Here is a 17758-nt window from a genome sequence, read left to right on the forward strand (position 1 = left end):
AGGTATCTCTGCCGGTACGGTGGCGTGGTCAGTGTTGATGCACTGTCCACGTCGCCGCGTCTTAGGCGCTACTTTCTCACGCGTGCGCACGGTGCCATAGGGTCTCTGAGCTGATAAGCGGCTTAGCAACTCGCTGCCAGATGCATTCCGAAGCGCAACACGGCACCATGCATCGCATGACTGCCGACCTTTCCGAAATCCTCCGCTTACTCCTGAACCTGATCCGTGTTGGCACCATTGCCGAGATCGATCACGACGCGCAACACGTACGGGTCCAGAGTGGCAACAATCTGACCGACTGGCGACCATGGGCGACGACCCGGGCCGGGGACGCGCAAACGTGGTGGCCACCGTCGTTAGGCGAACAGGTGGTTTTGCTCTCGCCCGAAGGCAACTTTGATCACGCTATCATTTTGCCCGCGGTGTACTCCGATCAGCACATACCACCGTCGACGAACCCCGACCATCACACTATCCGTTACAGCGATGGTGCGGTGATCCAATACGACAGCGCCACACACCTCCTAAGCGCCACCTTGCCGGATGGCACCAGCGTGACGGTCGCACCCGGCCAAGTCACCTCGAACGCCGATGACACGATCTGCACGGGTAACCTGACCGTCTTAAAAAATCTGATTGTGACCGGCATGAGTTCACTCAACGGCGGCATGGCGGTCACCCCCGGCGCGGGTGGCGGTGCCGCTGCTGTAATCAACGGCACGCTGACGGCGACCGACGATGTGGTCGCTGGCGGCATCAGTCTGATGACGCACGCGCATGGTGGCGTCGAGCGCGGCAGCGATCAGACAGGTGGTCCGCAATGAGCGGCATGGATCGCAGCACTGGCCGTGCATTAACCGGCCTCGCGCATATCCGGCAGTCGCTGGCCGATATCCTGACCACACCGATCGGATCCCGCGTGATGCGCCGTGGTTACGGGTCGGAAGTGCCGGATCTGATCGATCAGCCGTTACATGGCGCCACGACCTTACGCATCTATGCGGCGACTGCCCATGCGGTGCGTTTGTGGGAACCCCGTATCAATCTGACCGGCTTGCAACTCCAGCGCGACACCGATGGTAAAGCGACCCTGCTGCTCGATGGCGTGGCCGCTGAACAAAGTGTGCAACTGACGGTGCCGGTTAGTCAGGGTGGCGCATGAGTACCTCGGCGATTGACCTCTCGCGCTTACCGGTACCGAACATCGTCGAAGCGCTGGACTTCGAGACTATACTCGCTGAACAGCTGGATGACCTGATCGTTCGGGACGCGACCTTCGACGGCTTGCAGGAATCCGATCCGGCCATGAAGGTTTTACAAGTCACGGCTTACCGCGAATTACACATACGCCAGCGCGTCAACGAAGCGGCCCGCGCCCTGATGCTGGCGTATGCAATGGATAGCGATCTGGATCACCTGGGCGCATTGATGGACGTGCCGCGTCTGGTCGTCACGCCTGCCGATCCCGACAAGGGAACCGACGCAGTGATGGAATCGAATGCGGATCTGCGTAAGCGCATCCAGCTGGCTCCCCACGGCTTCTCGGTCGCCGGTCCGGAAGGCGCGTATATCTTTCATGCACTCGGTGCCGATGGTCGCGTACTCGATGCGTCAGCGACCAGTCCGTCTCCGGGCGAAGTGATCGTCACCATCCTGTCACGCGAAGGTGATGGAACGGCTACACCCGATTTACTAGAACTTGTTGCGTCACGACTCGGGGCCGATAACGTGCGCCCGCTGACCGATTACGTCCTGGTCGAATCGGTCGAGATTGTGCGCTATCAGGTTCGTGCCACCTTGTTTACGTTTCCCGGTCCGGATGCGACCGTCGTCGTCCTCGAAGCACAGAAGCGTATGACGCAATACGTGTTCGATACCCACCGCATCGGGCGCGTGCCGACCTTGTCCGGCATTTATGCCGCGCTGCATGTCGATGGTGTGGAACGGGTCGCACTGACATTGCCAACCGAAGACTTACCGGTGACGCGCCGTCAGGCACCGTTCTGTGACGATATCGTAGTCGACTATGGCGGTGTGTATGAATAAGCCGGTTCCTTCATCATATCGGTCGTTACTGCCACCCAACACCACGCCCCAGGAACGCGCACTGGAAGCCGCGACCGCCCGCATCTCCGCTGTCCCGGTACCGCTCCGGTCGTTGTATCAACCGGACGCCTGCCCCATCAATTTATTGCCATGGCTGGCGTGGCAATTGTCCATCGACAGCTGGAAACCGTACTGGAGCGAAGAAGTCCGGCGTGCCCGCGTGCGTAGCGCGATGGCGATCCACCGCCAGAAGGGCACCGCCCAATCCGTCAAGGAGGTGGTCGCCGCGTTCGGCGGCGCGATCCTGCTCAACGAGTGGTGGCAACAATCGCCCAAGGGTGAACCGCATACCTTTGATTTATTGATGACATTGAGTGGTGCAGGTGGCGCATCCGCGACCGCTGCCTTTGTCGACGACGTGATCGCCGAAGTCAACCGGACCAAGCCGGTGCGCAGTCATTTTACGTTCACCCAAGGGTTAAATACTTTCGCTGCGATAGCGGTCGTGACCGCGCTGCGTCCTGTGATCTACGCCCGACTACACCTTACGGAAGCACCCTAATCCTATGTCCGGAATCCCCATCATCACCACCAAAGTCGGTCGCGCCGCCTTAGTCAACGCCGAACACAACGGCACCGCACCATTGACCGTGACGCATATCGGTCTCACCGCCGCCGTGTTCACGCCCGACGACGACCTGGTTGATCTACCCGGCGAATTCAAACGGCTCGATACGCTCTCAGGGGAAGTCGTGGGTGCGGGCACGATCCACGTCACCATCCGCGACGATGGCACCGACACCTATACGGTGCGCGGGATCGGCTATTGGTTGAGTAATGGTGTCTTGCTTGGTGTCTACGGTCAGCCTGACCCGATCCTGGAGAAGTCCGCGCAGTCGATGCTGCTGTTGTCGGCCGACACGATTTTTACGACGATTGATGTCACCAATTTAACCTTTGGCAACGCCAATTTTACCAATCCACCGGCCACCACCTCCCGCCAAGGCGTGGTCGAACTGGCGACTTTTACTGAGACCGTGGCAGGAAGCGATCCGACCCGTGCGGTGACGCCAGCCGGACTGACACCGGCGCTGGCCAACGCTATCGATCACCACAAAGAAGAAATCGATCCGCATCCTGGTTATCTCACTGATGCACGGGGTGACGCACTGTATTTCCGCACCCTCGACGCCGTGACCGACAGTGATACCGATTGCGACACGTTACTGACGACCGGCGTGCGCGACGTGCTGGTGGCCAATGACCGCGGCATCCTTGCGGCCACCCATTTACCGCTGGACGGCGATGGCTTTGGTACGCTGGTCACACTCGTCGGTGGTCAGTTTGTACGCCAGCTCTATACCGAAGGCGGCATCACGCAACGTAGTTGGGAACGCACCGGCTTTACCGGACAGGAGCCGACGTTCAAGGGCCGTGCATGGAAACTACTATGGGATACCGTGACGTTTGATCCTGCCACTAAACAGGACACGCTCGGTTATACGCCGGTACAGCAAGGCACCGGTATCGGACAAACGCAGAACCCGGTCAAGATTGGCTGGAGCGAAAACGACGGTCTGAAGGTGACGGTCGATGTTTCCGACCTTGGCACGCTGGTGTTGCAGAGCGCGCTGAACGACGCATTGCGCTACAAGGTCACCGGCAACGCAAATATCCGGCTGCAATGGGACGGACGCGGCGGTCAGCCGACGTGGGTGCATGGCGGTTACGACAATCCCAGTGATTGCGCGTTGTTTAACCCAGCCACCTTCAATGTCAATTACGCCAATAGTACGAATTATGCCAACAGTGCAGGCGTGGCGACGTATGCCCATCAGCTGGTCGGTGCGGGCCTGCAAGAAAACAGTATCGGCTCCTACCGCTTAAACAAAAACCATGGCTCACCGGAAGTCGGCGGGGCATGGCAGTTACGCGGCTGGGCGTATGACAACGGCACCGGCAACGATGGTGGTATCGGCACACGGGCAGCACTATGGCAAAGGGTCGGATGATGGCAACGCGCAACAAAGTAATAAAAACAAACAAGAACGCTATAGCAACGGCCATGCCGGACGAAGCGACACCACCGGCGTCCATCGTGCCACCGGCGCTGCCTGTCGACCGCTTTACCTACGCGGATGTGCGCACGCCAGTGCGGCAGGCCAACGGGATCCGGTGCGAAGTGAAATTTGATGCTAATACCGACTATTGGTCTTTCCTTGCGACCGCCGACGATGTCGAACCGCATGGACGCGCGATTTATGCCGAATGTGACAGCGGTCAATGGGGACCGGTACCGGATTATTACCCGAGCGATGCCGAACTGATCGCCACCGCCATCGAACGCATCGGCAACGGCGTACGGGTCGCCACCCCGGCGATTACCAAATATCAGGACCGGGTCGATATCGACGACGCCACTGAAGCCGATATTGCCTTGCTCAAAGCGTGGAAAACCTACCGTGTCGGTCTCAATCGGATCATCGACCAGCCCGACTATCCGCATCGCCTGACGTGGCCGGTGTGTCCCGACGTCATCTCTTTTTAATCACGCATTACTTATTACTTACAGGAGTTGTTATGGCAGACGATTATCACCATGGCGTGCGCGTCCTCGAAATCAACGACGGCACGCGACCGATCCGCACCATCAGCACCGCCGTCATTGGCCTCATTGCCACCGCCGACGATGCCGACCCAATGACGTTTCCGCTCGACACGCCAGTGTTACTGACCAACGTGATTGCGGCCCTCGGCAAAGCCGGAAAGAAAGGAACACTGCGCCGCACACTGGAGGCCATCGGCGCGCAAACCAAACCGTTTACCATCGTTGTCAGGGTAGCCGAAGGCGACGATGAAGCGGCGACCACCACCAACGTCATCGGTACCGTCACGGCCAGCGGCAAATACACCGGCATCAAAGCCTTGCTGGCCGCCCAGGGAAAACTCGGCATCAAGCCACGCATCCTCGGCGCACCGGGTCTCGACACTCAGGCGGTGACCAATGCGCTGGTTAGCGTGGCCCAGCAACTACGCGGCTTTGTGTATGCATCGACCTGGGGTTGCATGACCAAAGAAGATGCAGTCGCCTATCGTAAAGACTTCGGTCAGCGTGAACTGATGCTGATTTGGCCTGACTTTATCAGTTGGGATACCGCGACCAATGCCGAAGCCAGCATTCCCGCGGTCGCCTATGCATTGGGATTACGCGCCAAGATCGACCAGACCATCGGCTGGCATAAAACCTTATCGAATATGCCGGTCAACGGCCCGACCGGTATTTCCAGCGATGTGTTCTGGGACTTGCAGGATCCAGCTACCGACGCCGGATATCTGAACGGCAAAGAAGTCACCACGCTGATCAACAATGGCGGCTTTCGCTTCTGGGGTTCGCGCACCTGTGAAGTGCCCGAATTCTTCTTTTTTGAAAACTACACCCGCACGGCCCAAGTGCTGGCCGACACGATAGCGGAGGCGCATTTTACGTATGTCGATAAACCGCTGCATCCGTCGCTGGTAAAAGATTTGATCGAAAGCATCAATGCCAAATTCCGCGACTTGAAAGCACAGGGCTACATCATCGACGGCAGTGCCTGGTACGACGAAGCGTTCAACAGCAAAGACACCTTAAAAGCCGGAAAGCTGGCGATTGATTACGACTACACGCCAGTACCCCCACTGGAAAATCTGGTATTCCAGCAACGTATTACCGACCGCTATCTGGCCGATTTCGCGAGCCGCATCACCGCGTAAACAGCCGCTACAGGCAACCCTTTATTTGGAGAAAGACCCATGGGCTTACCCAACAAACTCAAAGATTTTAATCTGTTCAACGATGGCGCATCCTACATGGGACTGGTGCCAGAATTAACGTTACCGAAACTCAGCCGCAAGATGGAGGAATACCGCGCCGGTGGCATGAGCGGTCCGATCATGGTCGATATGGGGAACGAAGCGCTCACCCTCGAATGGACTGCGGGCGGCTTAATTGTCGACGCCTTAAAACAGTACGCCGCCAAGGCCCACAACGCGGTGCAACTACGCTTCGCCGGTGGCTACCAAAATGACGATACCGGCGAAGTGGCAGCGGTCGAAGTGGTCGTGCGCGGACGCCATAAAGAAATCGATATGGGCTCCAGTAAAGTCGGCGACGACACCACCCACAAGTACAGCACCGCCGTCAGTTATTACAAACTGACGGTCGATAACGTCGATCTGATTGAACTCGATTTTATGAATTGTATCGAGAACATCAATGGCGTGAGTATGAACGATGCGTTGCGTGCAGCCATCGGTTTGTAAACACCAGGTCAACCGTATCAACCCTTTATTTATTTCATTTAAAAAGAGCACACTATGTCCACCGTCAAAACTTCCGTCGCACCTTCCACCAATCACGTCACCGTCATCCTGGACGAACCATTGCAGCGCGGCGACACCGTCATCACCGAGATCCAGTTACGCAAACCAAAAGCCGGAGAGTTACGCGGCGTCTCACTGGTCGATGTTGCCAACCTCGATGTCATGGCACTGCAAAAAGTATTACCGCGCATCACGCAACCAATTTTGACTATGCAGGATGTCAACAATCTGGATCTTGCCGACCTGATGGCCATCGGGGCCGAGGTGGCCTATTTTTTAGCGAAGAAAGCGGATCGGAACATGGTCTCCCCGACCGCGTAGAAAACGCGATGGCCGACATCGCCGTGGTGTTCCATTGGGACCCGGCGGCGATGGCGGATTTTACGTTAAACGAACTGATGGACTGGCGCGAGCGCGCTCGATTGCGCAGCACCGCAGAACAATAAATAAAGAAGTTATAGAAAGCAACCATGGCGGACCTCCGACTACAAGTGATCATGACCGCGCTCGACAAAGTCACCGGTCCGCTCAAAAAAATACAGGCCGCAGCATCGCCGACCGCGAAAGCCATCAAAGCGACCAGTGACCGGCTCAACGAACTGGGTGGCCAGCAAAAGAAACTCAATGCATTTTTAGAACTCAAGCGCGGCCTTAAAACCACGTCGGTCGAACTGCGCAATGCGCAGCAGCACGCCAAAGCCATCGGCGATCAACTCGGCACGCTGACCGCCCAAACGTCCCCAGCAGCGGCGGCCGTCAAGAAACTCAGCACCGAATACAAGAAGTCACAGGTGGTGGTGGAGAAACTCAAAAATACCTACCGCGCCAATCTGGAAACCAATAAGCAACTCAACACCGCGCTCACCGCCACCGGCATGAGTACCAAAAATTTGAGCAACGCACAGGCATGGCTCAAAGACAGCGTGCGCTATGCCAACGCCGAATTAGCGGCGCAACAAAAGAAACTGACCAGCATTGCACGACAGCAAGAGCGCATGGGCGCAGCACGGCAGCGCCTGCATACGACCCGTGCCACCGCAGGAAATGTCGCCATGGCGGGCGCAGGCATGACCGCCGCAGGCGTGGCCAGCGGTATGCCTATCCTTAAAACGGTCAAGGACTTCATGCGCTATGAGGACAGCATGGTCGGGATCGCCAAACAGGTCGACGGGGCACGCGATGGCAATGGCAAGCTGACTGCCACCTATTACGACATGGGCAGCGCGATGCGCGAACTGGCGACCCGGATTCCGATGGCGACGACTGAACTGATCGACCTGACCGTGGCCGGTGCGCGCATGGGCATTCAGGGCAAAGACAATCTGCTGGCCTTCACCACCAACAATGCCAAGATGGCCACCGCCTTCGAGATGCCTGCGGGTGAAATCGGCGACCAGATGGGCAAGATCGCCGGGATTTTTAAAATCCCGATCCAGAGCCTCGACAAGCTCGGAGATGCGATCAATTATCTGGACGATAACGCGATCTCCAAGGGGGCCGATATCATTGGTGTGTTACAAGGGGATCTGGCCGGTGCCGCGTCCACCATCGGCTTGTCGGTAAAAAACGCCGCTGCCTTGGCGTCCACGCTGCTAACACTGGGCGAATCCCCTGAACGGGCCGATACCGCCTCGTCCGGGATGCTGCGCCAGTTGCAAATAGCGAAAATGAATCCTGAACGGTTTCAGGTCGGTGCCAGGATGATCGGCATGCGCAGTAAAGATTTACAACTTGGCATGATTACCGATGCGCAGAAGACCATCCTGACGGTGCTCGATAAGATCAACGCACTACCGACCGAATCCAAGATGGAAGCGGTGACCCGTTTATTCGGCAAAGACTGGGGCGGCGCGATTGCCAAGCTGGCCGGTGGCGTCGGCGAATACCGGCGACAGTTAGAACTGGCCAATGGTGAAGCCGCCAAGGGCAGCATGGACCGCGAGTTTCAGGCGCGGCTCGATACCCTGTCGGCCAAATGGCAACTTTTACAAAACAAAGTATTTGGCTTCTCGGCCATGACCGGCAGCACCTTAAAACCGGCACTGACCGACATCATGGAGACGGTCGGACGGGTGACCGAACGCCTGTCCATATGGATCGAAGCGAACCCGCAACTGACGGGTACGCTCCTCAAAATTGCCGCCGTGCTGGCCGTCATACTGGTGGTGCTGGGCGTGCTGGCGCTCGGTGTCGCCGCCATCCTCGGCCCGTTTGCGATCATGCGCTTTGTGCTGACCGCCATCGGGTTACAAGGCGGCATCGTGATCCCGGTATTAAAAGGCATCGGTGCGGCCTTACTGTTCGTCGGCGGTACCATGAAAGGCGCGTTCCTCTTTCTACTGACCAATCCCATCGGCTTGACCATCTTGGCGATTGTGGCGGCGCTAGCGGCACTCGCAGGAGCGGCCTATCTGATCGTCAACAACTGGACGTCGATTAAGAGCGTGTTATCCGATGCGTGGGTAGGCATTGCCGCCGTGTTTAGCGGTGGTATCGGTGCCATCAGCGCCCGCATTCTGAACTGGTCGCCGGTCGGATTGTTCTATCGGGCGTTCGCGGGCGTGCTGCGCTGGTTCGGGATCGATCTGCCCGCCACCTTTACCGGTTTTGGTAGCAACATCATGCACGGCTTAGTCAACGGCATGTCCGGCGCACTAGGGGCAGTCAAAACGACGATCACCGGCGCGGGGGAAAACGTCATTGGCTGGTTCAAAGACAAGCTCGGTATCCGCAGCCCGAGTCGGGTCTTTGCGGCATTGGGTGACGACACAATGCAAGGCCTCGCCCTCGGTCTGCAGCGCAGTGAAGACGCACCGGTCAGGCAGATCGGTACTATGGCAAAACGCCTAACCCAACTCGGCGCGGGTATTGCCATCGGTGCTGCCGCCATCCCCGCGATGGCGTTTGATACCCGCCCACCGATGGCAGCGCGTGGCAGCAACAGCGGCACCGTGTTCCAGGGCGACACGATCCAGATCATCATCCAGACCACACCCAACATGGATGGCAACGCGATTGCGCAAGCGGTGGCAAAAGCACTCGACCAGCGCGACCGCGAAAAGCGCGCACGCCAGCGTTCCAGCCTGCATGACTACTAACCCATTACAAGGAAGCACACCATGATGATGGCCCTCGGCATGTTCGTCTTCAGCCTCCCCACGCTGGCCTATCAGGAACTCCAACGCCAAACCGAATGGAAACACGTCAGCAACGCCCGTGTCGGGACGCGTGACGCGTTTCAGTTCACCGGCAAGGGCGACGACACCATCACGCTCTCCGGCTGGATAGCGCCCGAACTGACCGGCTCACTCTATGCGCTCGATGCCTTGCGACTGATGGCCAATACCGGCAAGTCATGGATCCTGATTCAGGGAACCGGCCGGATTTATGGCGCGTATATCATCACCAGCATGACCGAGGGTAAAACCCACCTTGGCAACGACGGCAATCCGGGCCGCGTCGAGTTTGCGATCACGCTCAAATGCACGGACGACGATGTGCGCAATGCGTTGCGCAATCTGGGCAACATCGGCACGCTGCGCGATATGCTCACCCTTGATGGGCTGGCCAACAACGTGAACGTGGTCAATGGGATAGGCGGCTTGCTCAGTGGACTCGTCACCCGATGAACGACCTTATCCCTGACTTCCGTGTCACCTTAGATGGGCGTGACCTGACCGCCATCATCCGTCCGCGCCTGATCAGCCTCACGCTGACCGAATGCCGCAACGAATCCGCCGACCAGCTCGACATTGCGCTCGACGACACCGACGGTCAACTAGCGATTCCCTCCAAAGGCGCAAAGATCCATCTACATATCGGCTGGAAACATAGCGGCCTGGTCGACAAAGGCACGTTTACCGTCGATGAAGTCGAACACAGCGGCGCACCCGACACCATCACATTACGCGCCCGCACGGTGAACCTGATTGATACCTTCCGGCCAGTAGAAGAACATAGCTTCCACGACACCACGCTCGGGGCGATCATTGAAGTCATTGCTTTCAGGCAGCAACTCATAGCCGGTATTGCCGACGGGTTACGTCACGTCTCGGTTAAACACATCGACCAGACCCGCGAGAGTGACGCCGCCTTCCTTCGTCGACTTGGCAAACAATACGATGCGGTCGCGACCGTTAAAAACGAAACGTTGATTTTTATGCCCGCCAGTCGCAGCCAGACCGTCTCCGGCAGGCCATTACCCGCAATCGATATCACGCGCCAACTCGGTGACGGCCACCGCTATCACAGTGCCGAACGCGACAGCTATACCGGCGTGCGGGTGTTCTGGCAGGATGAGAAGCAGGTCCTGCGTCGTAGTGTGGTGGCAGGGACAGCGGGCAACGCCAAACGGCTGCGCACCACCTATGCCAGCGAAGCGGATGCACGTACCGCGGCGGTCGCCGAATGGCTGCGCATCCAGCGCGGACTGGCGACGTTTGAACTGACGCTTGCAGTGGGCAATCCGGAACTGATGCCACAATCACCAGTGACGGTATCGGGCTTTAAAGCAACCATCGATAGCGTGGACTGGCTGACAGCGAAAGTCACGCACAGCATCGGCAGCAACGGCTTTACCACCGCCATCGAACTGGAAACCAAAACGGAAGAAGCGGAAGTGGAACGCGAAGAGCAGACTGATCCTGACGAAGGGATCACTGGCGTCACCGCAGCGTGGCGCGATAAGGTTAGCAAGCACCAAGGGGAAGAACTCGCGGGATCTCGTGACAATTCGAAACTACTTCAACACCTCTACGTCAGCAAACAAAGCGCCACCCGCGCCGCCCAACTCGAATGGGAAAAGATACGGGAACGACGGGAAATTATTGAAGAAAATAGTCGGCGATAGCGTGATTGGAAAATCGGAGCTGACGCCGAAACCGGGGCACTAACCTCACGAGAGTCTTAAGGGATAGGTGGAATATAACAACACTCTGAGAGTATTTTAAACAAAGGATCAATGATTTTCAATATTAAAATGTACCGTCAAAGGTACTGTCAAAAGTAATTCCTTAAACCTTAAAAAGCAAAAAACCCGCACAAAGCGGGCGTAGAGCAAACCGTGGTGATTTTACGCGTTTTTGTTATTCGAGGCTTTACGACGGGATACTGCAAATCCGAACAATCCGAAACCAAACAATGCGAGTGTGGCTGGCTCTGGAACCTCTCCTGAAAAGATATAAGTGTCGCCAGAATAAAGACCATTAAAACCAAAATGTACCGAGTTAGGGCCAGTCGAAGTAATATTATCCAGGCTGGATGAGGTAGTTGGGTATGTTGTTGTATAGGAGGAGAGGGAAAGCAAGGGCACTACCGACGAGGCAAAACTTAAGTCGAAACCGAATCTTCCATTTCCGGCAGAAATGTTGCCATTCCCGTTTCTTGTACTTTCGGTCCAAGAAAGTTTGATTCCATCGTCAAAAACATCGCCCATCATATTCCAAATTTGACCAAAAACATCGGTCCCCTGACCACTGAATTCAACATTGTTACCAACGGTGCTTGGAGAAGAGAACACGACAGGTGTATTAAAAGCAAAATTATTATAGGTCAGCGTTGCACTGTCTCCGATGAAGCTCGCTTGAGCCATCAAAGGGAAAAAGGCGGCCACGAGGGTAATCGAAGCAATAAGGGATGACTTGGATAATTTCATAATGTAGGTGCAAATCCAGAATTGGTTGGAGAAGGCTTTATCTAAGCAAAAATCGAACCAGATAAATATCCTTATATTTATCAGATACTTAACTTCTATTTATTTTAGAAATTATTTTTTATGTAAAAAAATCCGACAAAAACATATCCTCATCAATCTTATAGATCTGTCACACTTTCGAAAACGACCGTATTTGAACAGCTAAAAAACCACATGATTTTTACGTTCAGAAAATAGCCTTTTACATTTTGGTCATGCTCAAATTTATGCGCACCCTTAATGAACGCTTTTAGGCGCACTTGTATAGCTACGGTCGACTTGGCGCATTGCAAACCAGAGCTGATATTCCTAGAAATGTCTGTACGAAAACGATCTGGTACGACCACACAAAATAGATTAGCTCGGCGTCTGCAAAGCAGTGCGAGTTGGATAGCGATTTGCTGTCACGACTGGCGGCTTTCGACCCAAACCGGTCAAATAGGCGTCCTGAAAGCTGCCGCTCAGATTTTCAGCCGTACGAGGTTTTCTCGTGCCTACGAAACCGGGGATGAATAAAACGCTCATCCATCGAAATGAGCGTCTTTTATTCTTACTGAGCGTCTTGACCACTCTGCTATCATTCCTGTCTTCACATTTATTGTAGGATTACGATGGTTGAGCTAGTCGCACAAAGCAATAATCAACTTGCTATCGCAGCGCGCGCCGCAGCATATACCGTCCCCCTCATCGATCTCGACCCCTCTATGCCGAGCCAGAGGGAATTGATTTTAGTGCGCTACGCGAAACCACCGGTCTCCGGCAATTTTGTCTTTAAAGTGATCAGCCAGGGCGGGCCTATCGCCATGTGGGCAGATTGCGTATCCGAAGACGCTCCTGAAATGTACCTCATTGCCGGTTATGGTATCTCCCACCTGATCACAGCATTACAAGTTGTTCGCCTTGGCACACCCGCGAATTTCAACATTGGCGACCTAGCTAAACGCAATAACAAGCAAGTTCTGTGGACAAAGGTTGGGCCTTTGAAAAAAACGAACGGCGGCAACGAATTCTGGCTCAACTTCGACATTGTCGCAGCCCAGGTCGCAGAGATCCCATTGACGGTGATGAACAATAAGTTTGTCGTTGATCCAAGCAAGAACTACACGACTCCGCCACAAAAATATCCACCGCTTAAATCAGCGGACTATAAGGTGACGAAAGGCGCGCATGGCATGATCGACTGCGTGCTGGCGTAGTGAATTCGCTGCCTTGCGATTCCGTATGCTTGTCTCAGTTGAGGGGTCATGCTACTAATGGTGTGAAAGGATAACCTCCTACTTTATCTGCTATGCTTCTCAACTTTTAGTGAACCACGATTGAAAGATTTCAACACAGATGGACGGTCAATGTACTTTGAGCCTAATTTTTGGGCATCGTCAATTGCCACATTTAGGAACTCAAAAAGAACTGGCCCAGACTCCTTGAAGTTGTCTAGAGCACTATTAAACGCTGCCTGCGCATCATCTTCAAGTTCCCTAAGTCCGAGGACAACAATCTCATCCTCTTTAACTAATTCCTTTTCTGTAAAAGGGAAAAGTACTCCGTCAACGCCGGTTTTTGTTTGCCACCTAAATGCATACAATCTATGCTTCTTCGAAGCTTCGCACCATATACCTGCAATAAGCTCCGTGCGCATTGCATTAAATTCATCAATATCTAATTTGTATTTAGCCGCCGAACGAATTGCTTCGTTTATCGAATACTCAATAACATCTGATACAACATCTGCTGTGAGCAAATTTGTGAAGTGCTCATTCAAAAAGGTGTCGTCGCTGTAATAGGTGGAAGACGCATCTAATGGATTCAGTGCGCAGTGCCGAATGATGCAGTACTTAATTTGCCCGTTAGTTCTCTCATGGCTAATTCTGAGCTTACGCAAATGTTCTGTAATCGAATTTAGTACGTGTAGCGCAGTTAATGTACTTCCCGCAAACGCGATGAAACAACTTGCTCGTTGATAGACCTCTTTGTAGTCATAGAAAGTGCCACCTGGGCCGAAATATGGTTTCCAGACATTGATTTCGACGTCGTAAATCTTTCTTAACCCGTTCAATAGAGTTTTTTCGACACCTCGGGTGATTGACGTAATCGCACTGTCCGCCACAACAAATAGCCCGTCGCTCTCCATTTCGATCTCCACCTGTTGCTCTTCCTGATGAAGAATTTCGTATTTAAATTTCTCGATGTAGTTATGCCCTGCTATTACCAGTGTCAAAATGGCCCCCATTCTGATGAAAGCTTCAGCTTTTATTATCGGATTATTGAATCAAATTCATGCATCTTTCGCGCATAAATTTCGATAGCCGGTCTTTTTAGTATGCGTTGGATTGCATAGATACGGCATAAAGCGAAAATCTACTAATGGTCTCCACCATAATCGAAATCGCTGCAAGTACTGTCGACCCCCTCCAACCCGTCGACAGGGTGAGAGTGGACAGTGGGTGTTTCTTGGCGTGACAAATATAGAGTAAAAAAGCTCCCAAAACAGGAACTAACAAAACAATTCCGACATGTCCCCACCGTTGCGCCCTGCTGTAATAGGATGAATGGAAGCTCTTCCATATCGCAACACAGTTTAGGCAGCAGGCCACGAATATGATGCCCGTGACGATGAGGCCGAAAGGTGAAATTTGCATGCGCTTTTCTCCCTAGTTAACCAGCTAACACCGCTGTATCTTGGTCGTCAGCTCTCGGCCGACCGCAGGCAGGCATCTGTCAAAAAAGATGTTGATTGCATACAGGGCACGCCTTAGTTTCGAGGATTTTTGTGCGGTCTTTCCATGTAAGTAGCGCCTTACAATATACGCACCTAGGCATTTCAATTTTGCGCATTGCGCGCATTAGCGTTATGTACATGGAAGTCCACATTATTAACCCCAGTGCGGCAACCGCGATAGATATATTGACTGGTGGTTCGGACCAGATAAACATCGTATCCAAAGATAGGAAACACAACAACAAAGTTAAATACAAGCACTACGGCCACAACCTGCGTTGTACGCCGCAGAACTTCCTCTAGTCTCTGCGTTAAATCAAACTCTGTCATAGAACTCCCACCTTATTTTCTTGCTATAACATCCCAACCAATGTCAGTTTTTGGGAACATTCTTGATTGACGGCTATTGGCCGAAAGCTGTCAGTTGCTGTTGCCCGTCACTTGATCATAACGGGCAACATTGTGGCGAAGACTGACAGATGCTGACTTTGTATAAATTAGCAAACATGGTCTTTACGATGGGGGCCAATCGCACTAAATTACGCACGTGTTTGATCAGACGTAGCGTTGCACGGCAATAAGGTCTATCACACTACCGTATCCGCGATCTTTCAATCTTGTGCCATTGCGGCGCAAGGTTTTTGCCGGGACTTAAACATTCTAAAATTTGGCCGGTGACCAGCACCTTGGCGCTCCCTACGGGATAGTCTTTGCGCTCTACCGTGCAAACCAATAACGGCGGCATGACCCCTGCATCTGCGTCTGGCGATATCTGATACATCGCCCAACTGCTGAGCAAGGTTAAAACAACTAGGACGATGGATAGGGGTTTATCGAGGAGGTGCGATTGATGCAAATCACCCATCACTACTTGGCCAACGTCACCTTGAAATGCTGGCCTGTTGCTGGTTAATAGACGGTCACTCTGGAATAGTATTTTTCTTTTTTTTCCGACCACCCATATTAATCGTTTGGGGAGCGTTTATTCCGCCGGTAATGTGCTGCGCAATCTTGCCGTGAAATTGCACGCTACCAATGTTATGCCTACTTGATACGATAGGTTGTGCTGTGGACGTCGTGCTGACGACATCCAACATACCGAGCATATTTGCTTTAGCGCGAATATCCAAGCCACGATAACCCGCAAGTAACTCCGCCTCGTCAGGTGCGAGAGCATTCGATGACCTTAAACCAGTGAGGACATATTGAACGTCCCCACCTACTGCAGCAAATGCACTTAATGCATCCCCACCGGGTACTGCTTGGCCGCGCTCATACTTGCTCGACATTTCCCTGCGCACGCCCATACGATCAGCCATTTCTTGCTGAGTAAATTCAAGACGATCCCGCTCTTCGCGCAGACGCTCACCACAATTAGCGTTAAAAGACACAATATTTCCTTGACTCTGTGCATTTAAATGCACATAATTACGCCATCCCTAGCAATGACGATCATTACACCATGAAAATACAACAAAAACTTAGTCGCTCGCCAAAAGGTGTTCTTGGCGGCCCGCTCTACCTTCGTCTCCGGCCTGAAGAGATGGCCCGCGTCGAGCAACATGCCGCGGCTGACAATCGGTCACGTGCTAATTTTTTACGCATTGTGACGTTGCTCGGTCTGGACGCGTATGAAAATGAAACCGCTCGTTTGTCCGATCTCTCCACCCAGTTGACCTCTTCCAGTCATCCATAAAGGACGCGTCATGTATCCCGACACCAAGCGCATTCGCCACAACCGGCTGACTCTTCGTTTTGATGATTACGAGCATGACCTGATTCAGGCACTTGCCAATTATCAGGGCGAACAGCCGTCCACCTTGCTACGCCAGATGATACTGCGCGAAGCGGCGTTCGCATTAGGCCTTGGCGACAAGGACATAGTAGTCGGCAATGCGGCCTAAACCCAGACCGCAGTGCGCTAACAAAGAGCCGACGAAAAGATGCCAGATCAAGAAATTATCGTGACCGATGCAGAACATGACTTGTTGGAACGTGTGCGCCAGCAGCAAGGGCTGCACAGTGTGGAGCAAGCAGCAGAGTGGCTGGTGAAGTCGCGCATACGTAAGCAATCGAAGCAGATATCCGGCAGAGGCCGGGCGCTGTATGCGGTGGACAGGAAGCCATTATGAGAGTCATCAGTTTGCCTTGCCCCCATTGCGGCGAACGGGTGCGGGCCGCTAAAAGCCGCACGATGTCGAACCTGATGAAAGAGATCACGTACATGTGCCAGAACCCTGAATGTGGTCACACCTTTGTGGCGAGTCTCGAAGTATTGCGCACGTTATCGATGTCCGCTATTCCGAACCCGGATGTACGGATCCATTTGTCGCAGCACGTCCGTAATGCTTGCGCCAATCAACTGGCGTTATTCAAAAGTGAATGAGGCCGCCATGACCGCTCACCACCTTACCGCGCCGCCGTAATCTTCCGCTAGCGCGCTTCCCTTTTTACGTTGTACCCGGTCATGCCTGACATCAGGCATGCGGGATTTTTTCGCCCTGAAATAAGGAAAGTACGATGAAAAAAACAGTTATCGCCTCGTCCTCTGATCAATCAAACAGTTCCACAGTGCCGCCGTTATCGATTGTATTGCCACCTCTTTCAGCGCTTGTCGGGAATTCGCCTCGGGGCGATCTGGGGCGTTATGTCGTGAAGTATGCGCGCAAACTGGTGCTCGCTAGACAGTTGGTAGAGGGAGTCTGACCATGTCGACAGACCTAACGATTATCGGACTCAAAAGTATCACGGTCAATCCCGTCAAAACCATTGCTGATGAGAGTTTAATTGACCGATTTATATCCTACCAAAGGATCATTTTTCATTTTCATGATGGCAGTAAGCACAGCATGTCTATCCATCTGGATGCCGGAATGCACGTATTCGCCATCGGCGAAATAGTGACGAATGACAAGGTGTCGGAGTGAAAAAAACCCATCTCA

The 17758-nt window shown here is 53.8% G+C and carries 24 protein-coding genes; 20 read left to right on the forward strand and 4 right to left on the reverse strand.

The genetic code is table 11. The features are described from left to right. Nucleotides 1-140 precede the first annotated feature (140 nt). The 13 genes from ACXX82_RS17165 to ACXX82_RS17225 are packed head-to-tail and all read left to right on the forward strand — an operon-like array spanning nt 141 to nt 11257. Complete coding sequence (locus ACXX82_RS17165) at nt 141-824, forward strand: phage baseplate assembly protein V (protein ID WP_458563331.1); 684 nt, start codon at nt 141-143, stop codon at nt 822-824. Continuing rightward, entirely contained in the window at nt 821-1162 is a 342-nt protein-coding gene (locus ACXX82_RS17170; RefSeq protein ID WP_458563332.1) for a GPW/gp25 family protein, read from the forward strand. The genes ACXX82_RS17165 and ACXX82_RS17170 overlap by 4 nt, the downstream gene beginning before the upstream one ends. Beyond that, entirely contained in the window at nt 1159-2046 is an 888-nt protein-coding gene (locus ACXX82_RS17175) for a baseplate assembly protein (RefSeq protein ID WP_458563333.1), read from the forward strand. Before ACXX82_RS17170 ends, ACXX82_RS17175 begins: the two co-directional genes overlap by 4 nt. Further along, on the forward strand, nt 2039-2608 hold the full coding sequence (locus ACXX82_RS17180) for a phage tail protein I (protein ID WP_458564018.1): 570 nt from the start codon (nt 2039-2041) through the stop codon (nt 2606-2608). The genes ACXX82_RS17175 and ACXX82_RS17180 overlap by 8 nt, the downstream gene beginning before the upstream one ends. Before the next feature lie 4 nt (nt 2609-2612). Further along, complete coding sequence (locus tag ACXX82_RS17185; RefSeq protein ID WP_458563334.1) at nt 2613-4058, forward strand: hypothetical protein; 1446 nt, start codon at nt 2613-2615, stop codon at nt 4056-4058. Next, nucleotides 4040-4594, forward strand: coding sequence for a tail fiber assembly protein (locus ACXX82_RS17190; RefSeq protein ID WP_458563335.1), 555 nt, complete (start codon nt 4040-4042; stop codon nt 4592-4594). The genes ACXX82_RS17185 and ACXX82_RS17190 overlap by 19 nt, the downstream gene beginning before the upstream one ends. A gap of 32 nt (nt 4595-4626) precedes the next feature. Then, entirely contained in the window at nt 4627-5799 is a 1173-nt protein-coding gene (locus ACXX82_RS17195; protein WP_458563336.1) for a phage tail sheath protein, read from the forward strand. Nucleotides 5800-5838: 39 nt separating this feature from the next. Then, nucleotides 5839-6348 (forward strand): phage major tail tube protein, encoded by a 510-nt coding sequence (locus ACXX82_RS17200; protein ID WP_323507249.1) that lies wholly within the window; start codon nt 5839-5841, stop codon nt 6346-6348. Between the two features lie 54 nt (nt 6349-6402). After that, entirely contained in the window at nt 6403-6729 is a 327-nt protein-coding gene (locus ACXX82_RS17205) for a phage tail assembly protein (protein WP_458563337.1), read from the forward strand. 8 nt (nt 6730-6737) lie between these two features. Continuing rightward, entirely contained in the window at nt 6738-6854 is a 117-nt protein-coding gene (locus ACXX82_RS17210; RefSeq protein WP_458563338.1) for a GpE family phage tail protein, read from the forward strand. Nucleotides 6855-6905: 51 nt separating this feature from the next. Continuing rightward, nucleotides 6906-9506, forward strand: coding sequence for a phage tail tape measure protein (locus ACXX82_RS17215; protein ID WP_458563339.1), 2601 nt, complete (start codon nt 6906-6908; stop codon nt 9504-9506). A 21-nt stretch (nt 9507-9527) separates the two neighbouring features. Continuing rightward, a complete protein-coding gene (locus ACXX82_RS17220) occupies nt 9528-10037 on the forward strand; it encodes a phage tail protein (RefSeq protein ID WP_458563340.1) in 510 nt (169 codons plus the stop codon). Beyond that, nucleotides 10034-11257, forward strand: a complete 1224-nt coding sequence (locus ACXX82_RS17225; protein WP_458563341.1) for a contractile injection system protein, VgrG/Pvc8 family — start codon at nt 10034-10036, stop codon at nt 11255-11257. The genes ACXX82_RS17220 and ACXX82_RS17225 overlap by 4 nt, the downstream gene beginning before the upstream one ends. Before the next feature lie 222 nt (nt 11258-11479). Here the strand turns inward: ACXX82_RS17225 and ACXX82_RS17230 are convergent, their stop codons facing one another. Then, nucleotides 11480-12061, reverse strand: coding sequence for a PEP-CTERM sorting domain-containing protein (locus tag ACXX82_RS17230; protein ID WP_323507255.1), 582 nt, complete (start codon nt 12059-12061; stop codon nt 11480-11482). Between the two features lie 650 nt (nt 12062-12711). Between ACXX82_RS17230 and ACXX82_RS17235 the strand changes: the two genes are divergently transcribed. After that, a complete protein-coding gene (locus ACXX82_RS17235; protein ID WP_458563342.1) occupies nt 12712-13296 on the forward strand; it encodes a hypothetical protein in 585 nt (194 codons plus the stop codon). An 83-nt stretch (nt 13297-13379) separates the two neighbouring features. Here ACXX82_RS17235 and ACXX82_RS17240 read toward each other — a convergent pair whose 3' ends face one another. The 3 genes from ACXX82_RS17240 to ACXX82_RS17250 form a co-directional block, all read right to left on the reverse strand. Further along, on the reverse strand, nt 13380-14327 hold the full coding sequence (locus ACXX82_RS17240; RefSeq protein WP_458563343.1) for a hypothetical protein: 948 nt from the start codon (nt 14325-14327) through the stop codon (nt 13380-13382). A gap of 1081 nt (nt 14328-15408) precedes the next feature. Next, complete coding sequence (locus tag ACXX82_RS17245; protein WP_458563344.1) at nt 15409-15681, reverse strand: hypothetical protein; 273 nt, start codon at nt 15679-15681, stop codon at nt 15409-15411. A 55-nt stretch (nt 15682-15736) separates the two neighbouring features. Beyond that, nucleotides 15737-16207, reverse strand: a complete 471-nt coding sequence (locus ACXX82_RS17250; protein WP_458563345.1) for a helix-turn-helix domain-containing protein — start codon at nt 16205-16207, stop codon at nt 15737-15739. Nucleotides 16208-16278: 71 nt separating this feature from the next. Between ACXX82_RS17250 and ACXX82_RS17255 the strand changes: the two genes are divergently transcribed. From ACXX82_RS17255 to ACXX82_RS17280, 6 genes are all read left to right on the forward strand, one after another. Further along, complete coding sequence (locus tag ACXX82_RS17255; RefSeq protein WP_458563346.1) at nt 16279-16512, forward strand: hypothetical protein; 234 nt, start codon at nt 16279-16281, stop codon at nt 16510-16512. A 10-nt stretch (nt 16513-16522) separates the two neighbouring features. After that, on the forward strand, nt 16523-16720 hold the full coding sequence (locus ACXX82_RS17260) for a hypothetical protein (RefSeq protein WP_322236730.1): 198 nt from the start codon (nt 16523-16525) through the stop codon (nt 16718-16720). Between the two features lie 39 nt (nt 16721-16759). Further along, nucleotides 16760-16948, forward strand: a complete 189-nt coding sequence (locus ACXX82_RS17265; RefSeq protein WP_323507261.1) for a hypothetical protein — start codon at nt 16760-16762, stop codon at nt 16946-16948. After that, entirely contained in the window at nt 16945-17202 is a 258-nt protein-coding gene (locus ACXX82_RS17270) for an Ogr/Delta-like zinc finger protein (RefSeq protein ID WP_322236725.1), read from the forward strand. Before ACXX82_RS17265 ends, ACXX82_RS17270 begins: the two co-directional genes overlap by 4 nt. A 134-nt stretch (nt 17203-17336) precedes the next feature. Further along, nucleotides 17337-17522, forward strand: a complete 186-nt coding sequence (locus tag ACXX82_RS17275; RefSeq protein WP_458563347.1) for a hypothetical protein — start codon at nt 17337-17339, stop codon at nt 17520-17522. Nucleotides 17523-17524: 2 nt separating this feature from the next. Then, complete coding sequence (locus tag ACXX82_RS17280; protein WP_458563348.1) at nt 17525-17743, forward strand: hypothetical protein; 219 nt, start codon at nt 17525-17527, stop codon at nt 17741-17743. The last annotated feature ends 15 nt before the right edge of the window (nt 17744-17758 follow it).

It is taken from the genome of Glaciimonas sp. GNP009 (genome assembly GCF_054343755.1).

Coding starts and splice junctions, on each gene's coding strand:
- ACXX82_RS17165 (WP_458563331.1), top strand. CDS start 141: ATGCATTCCGAAGCGCAACACGGCACCATGCATCGCATGACTGCCGAC.
- ACXX82_RS17190 (WP_458563335.1), top strand. CDS start 4,040: ATGGCAAAGGGTCGGATGATGGCAACGCGCAACAAAGTAATAAAAACA.
- ACXX82_RS17195 (WP_458563336.1), top strand. CDS start 4,627: ATGGCAGACGATTATCACCATGGCGTGCGCGTCCTCGAAATCAACGAC.
- ACXX82_RS17275 (WP_458563347.1), top strand. CDS start 17,337: ATGAAAAAAACAGTTATCGCCTCGTCCTCTGATCAATCAAACAGTTCC.
- ACXX82_RS17205 (WP_458563337.1), top strand. CDS start 6,403: ATGTCCACCGTCAAAACTTCCGTCGCACCTTCCACCAATCACGTCACC.
- ACXX82_RS17240 (WP_458563343.1), bottom strand. CDS start 14,327: ATGGGGGCCATTTTGACACTGGTAATAGCAGGGCATAACTACATCGAG.
- ACXX82_RS17235 (WP_458563342.1), top strand. CDS start 12,712: ATGGTTGAGCTAGTCGCACAAAGCAATAATCAACTTGCTATCGCAGCG.
- ACXX82_RS17175 (WP_458563333.1), top strand. CDS start 1,159: ATGAGTACCTCGGCGATTGACCTCTCGCGCTTACCGGTACCGAACATC.
- ACXX82_RS17265 (WP_323507261.1), top strand. CDS start 16,760: ATGCCAGATCAAGAAATTATCGTGACCGATGCAGAACATGACTTGTTG.
- ACXX82_RS17210 (WP_458563338.1), top strand. CDS start 6,738: ATGGCCGACATCGCCGTGGTGTTCCATTGGGACCCGGCGGCGATGGCG.
- ACXX82_RS17270 (WP_322236725.1), top strand. CDS start 16,945: ATGAGAGTCATCAGTTTGCCTTGCCCCCATTGCGGCGAACGGGTGCGG.
- ACXX82_RS17215 (WP_458563339.1), top strand. CDS start 6,906: ATGACCGCGCTCGACAAAGTCACCGGTCCGCTCAAAAAAATACAGGCC.
- ACXX82_RS17185 (WP_458563334.1), top strand. CDS start 2,613: ATGTCCGGAATCCCCATCATCACCACCAAAGTCGGTCGCGCCGCCTTA.
- ACXX82_RS17280 (WP_458563348.1), top strand. CDS start 17,525: ATGTCGACAGACCTAACGATTATCGGACTCAAAAGTATCACGGTCAAT.
- ACXX82_RS17170 (WP_458563332.1), top strand. CDS start 821: ATGAGCGGCATGGATCGCAGCACTGGCCGTGCATTAACCGGCCTCGCG.
- ACXX82_RS17180 (WP_458564018.1), top strand. CDS start 2,039: ATGAATAAGCCGGTTCCTTCATCATATCGGTCGTTACTGCCACCCAAC.
- ACXX82_RS17230 (WP_323507255.1), bottom strand. CDS start 12,061: ATGAAATTATCCAAGTCATCCCTTATTGCTTCGATTACCCTCGTGGCC.
- ACXX82_RS17220 (WP_458563340.1), top strand. CDS start 9,528: ATGATGATGGCCCTCGGCATGTTCGTCTTCAGCCTCCCCACGCTGGCC.
- ACXX82_RS17260 (WP_322236730.1), top strand. CDS start 16,523: ATGTATCCCGACACCAAGCGCATTCGCCACAACCGGCTGACTCTTCGT.
- ACXX82_RS17255 (WP_458563346.1), top strand. CDS start 16,279: ATGAAAATACAACAAAAACTTAGTCGCTCGCCAAAAGGTGTTCTTGGC.
- ACXX82_RS17200 (WP_323507249.1), top strand. CDS start 5,839: ATGGGCTTACCCAACAAACTCAAAGATTTTAATCTGTTCAACGATGGC.
- ACXX82_RS17245 (WP_458563344.1), bottom strand. CDS start 15,681: ATGGGTGATTTGCATCAATCGCACCTCCTCGATAAACCCCTATCCATC.
- ACXX82_RS17225 (WP_458563341.1), top strand. CDS start 10,034: ATGAACGACCTTATCCCTGACTTCCGTGTCACCTTAGATGGGCGTGAC.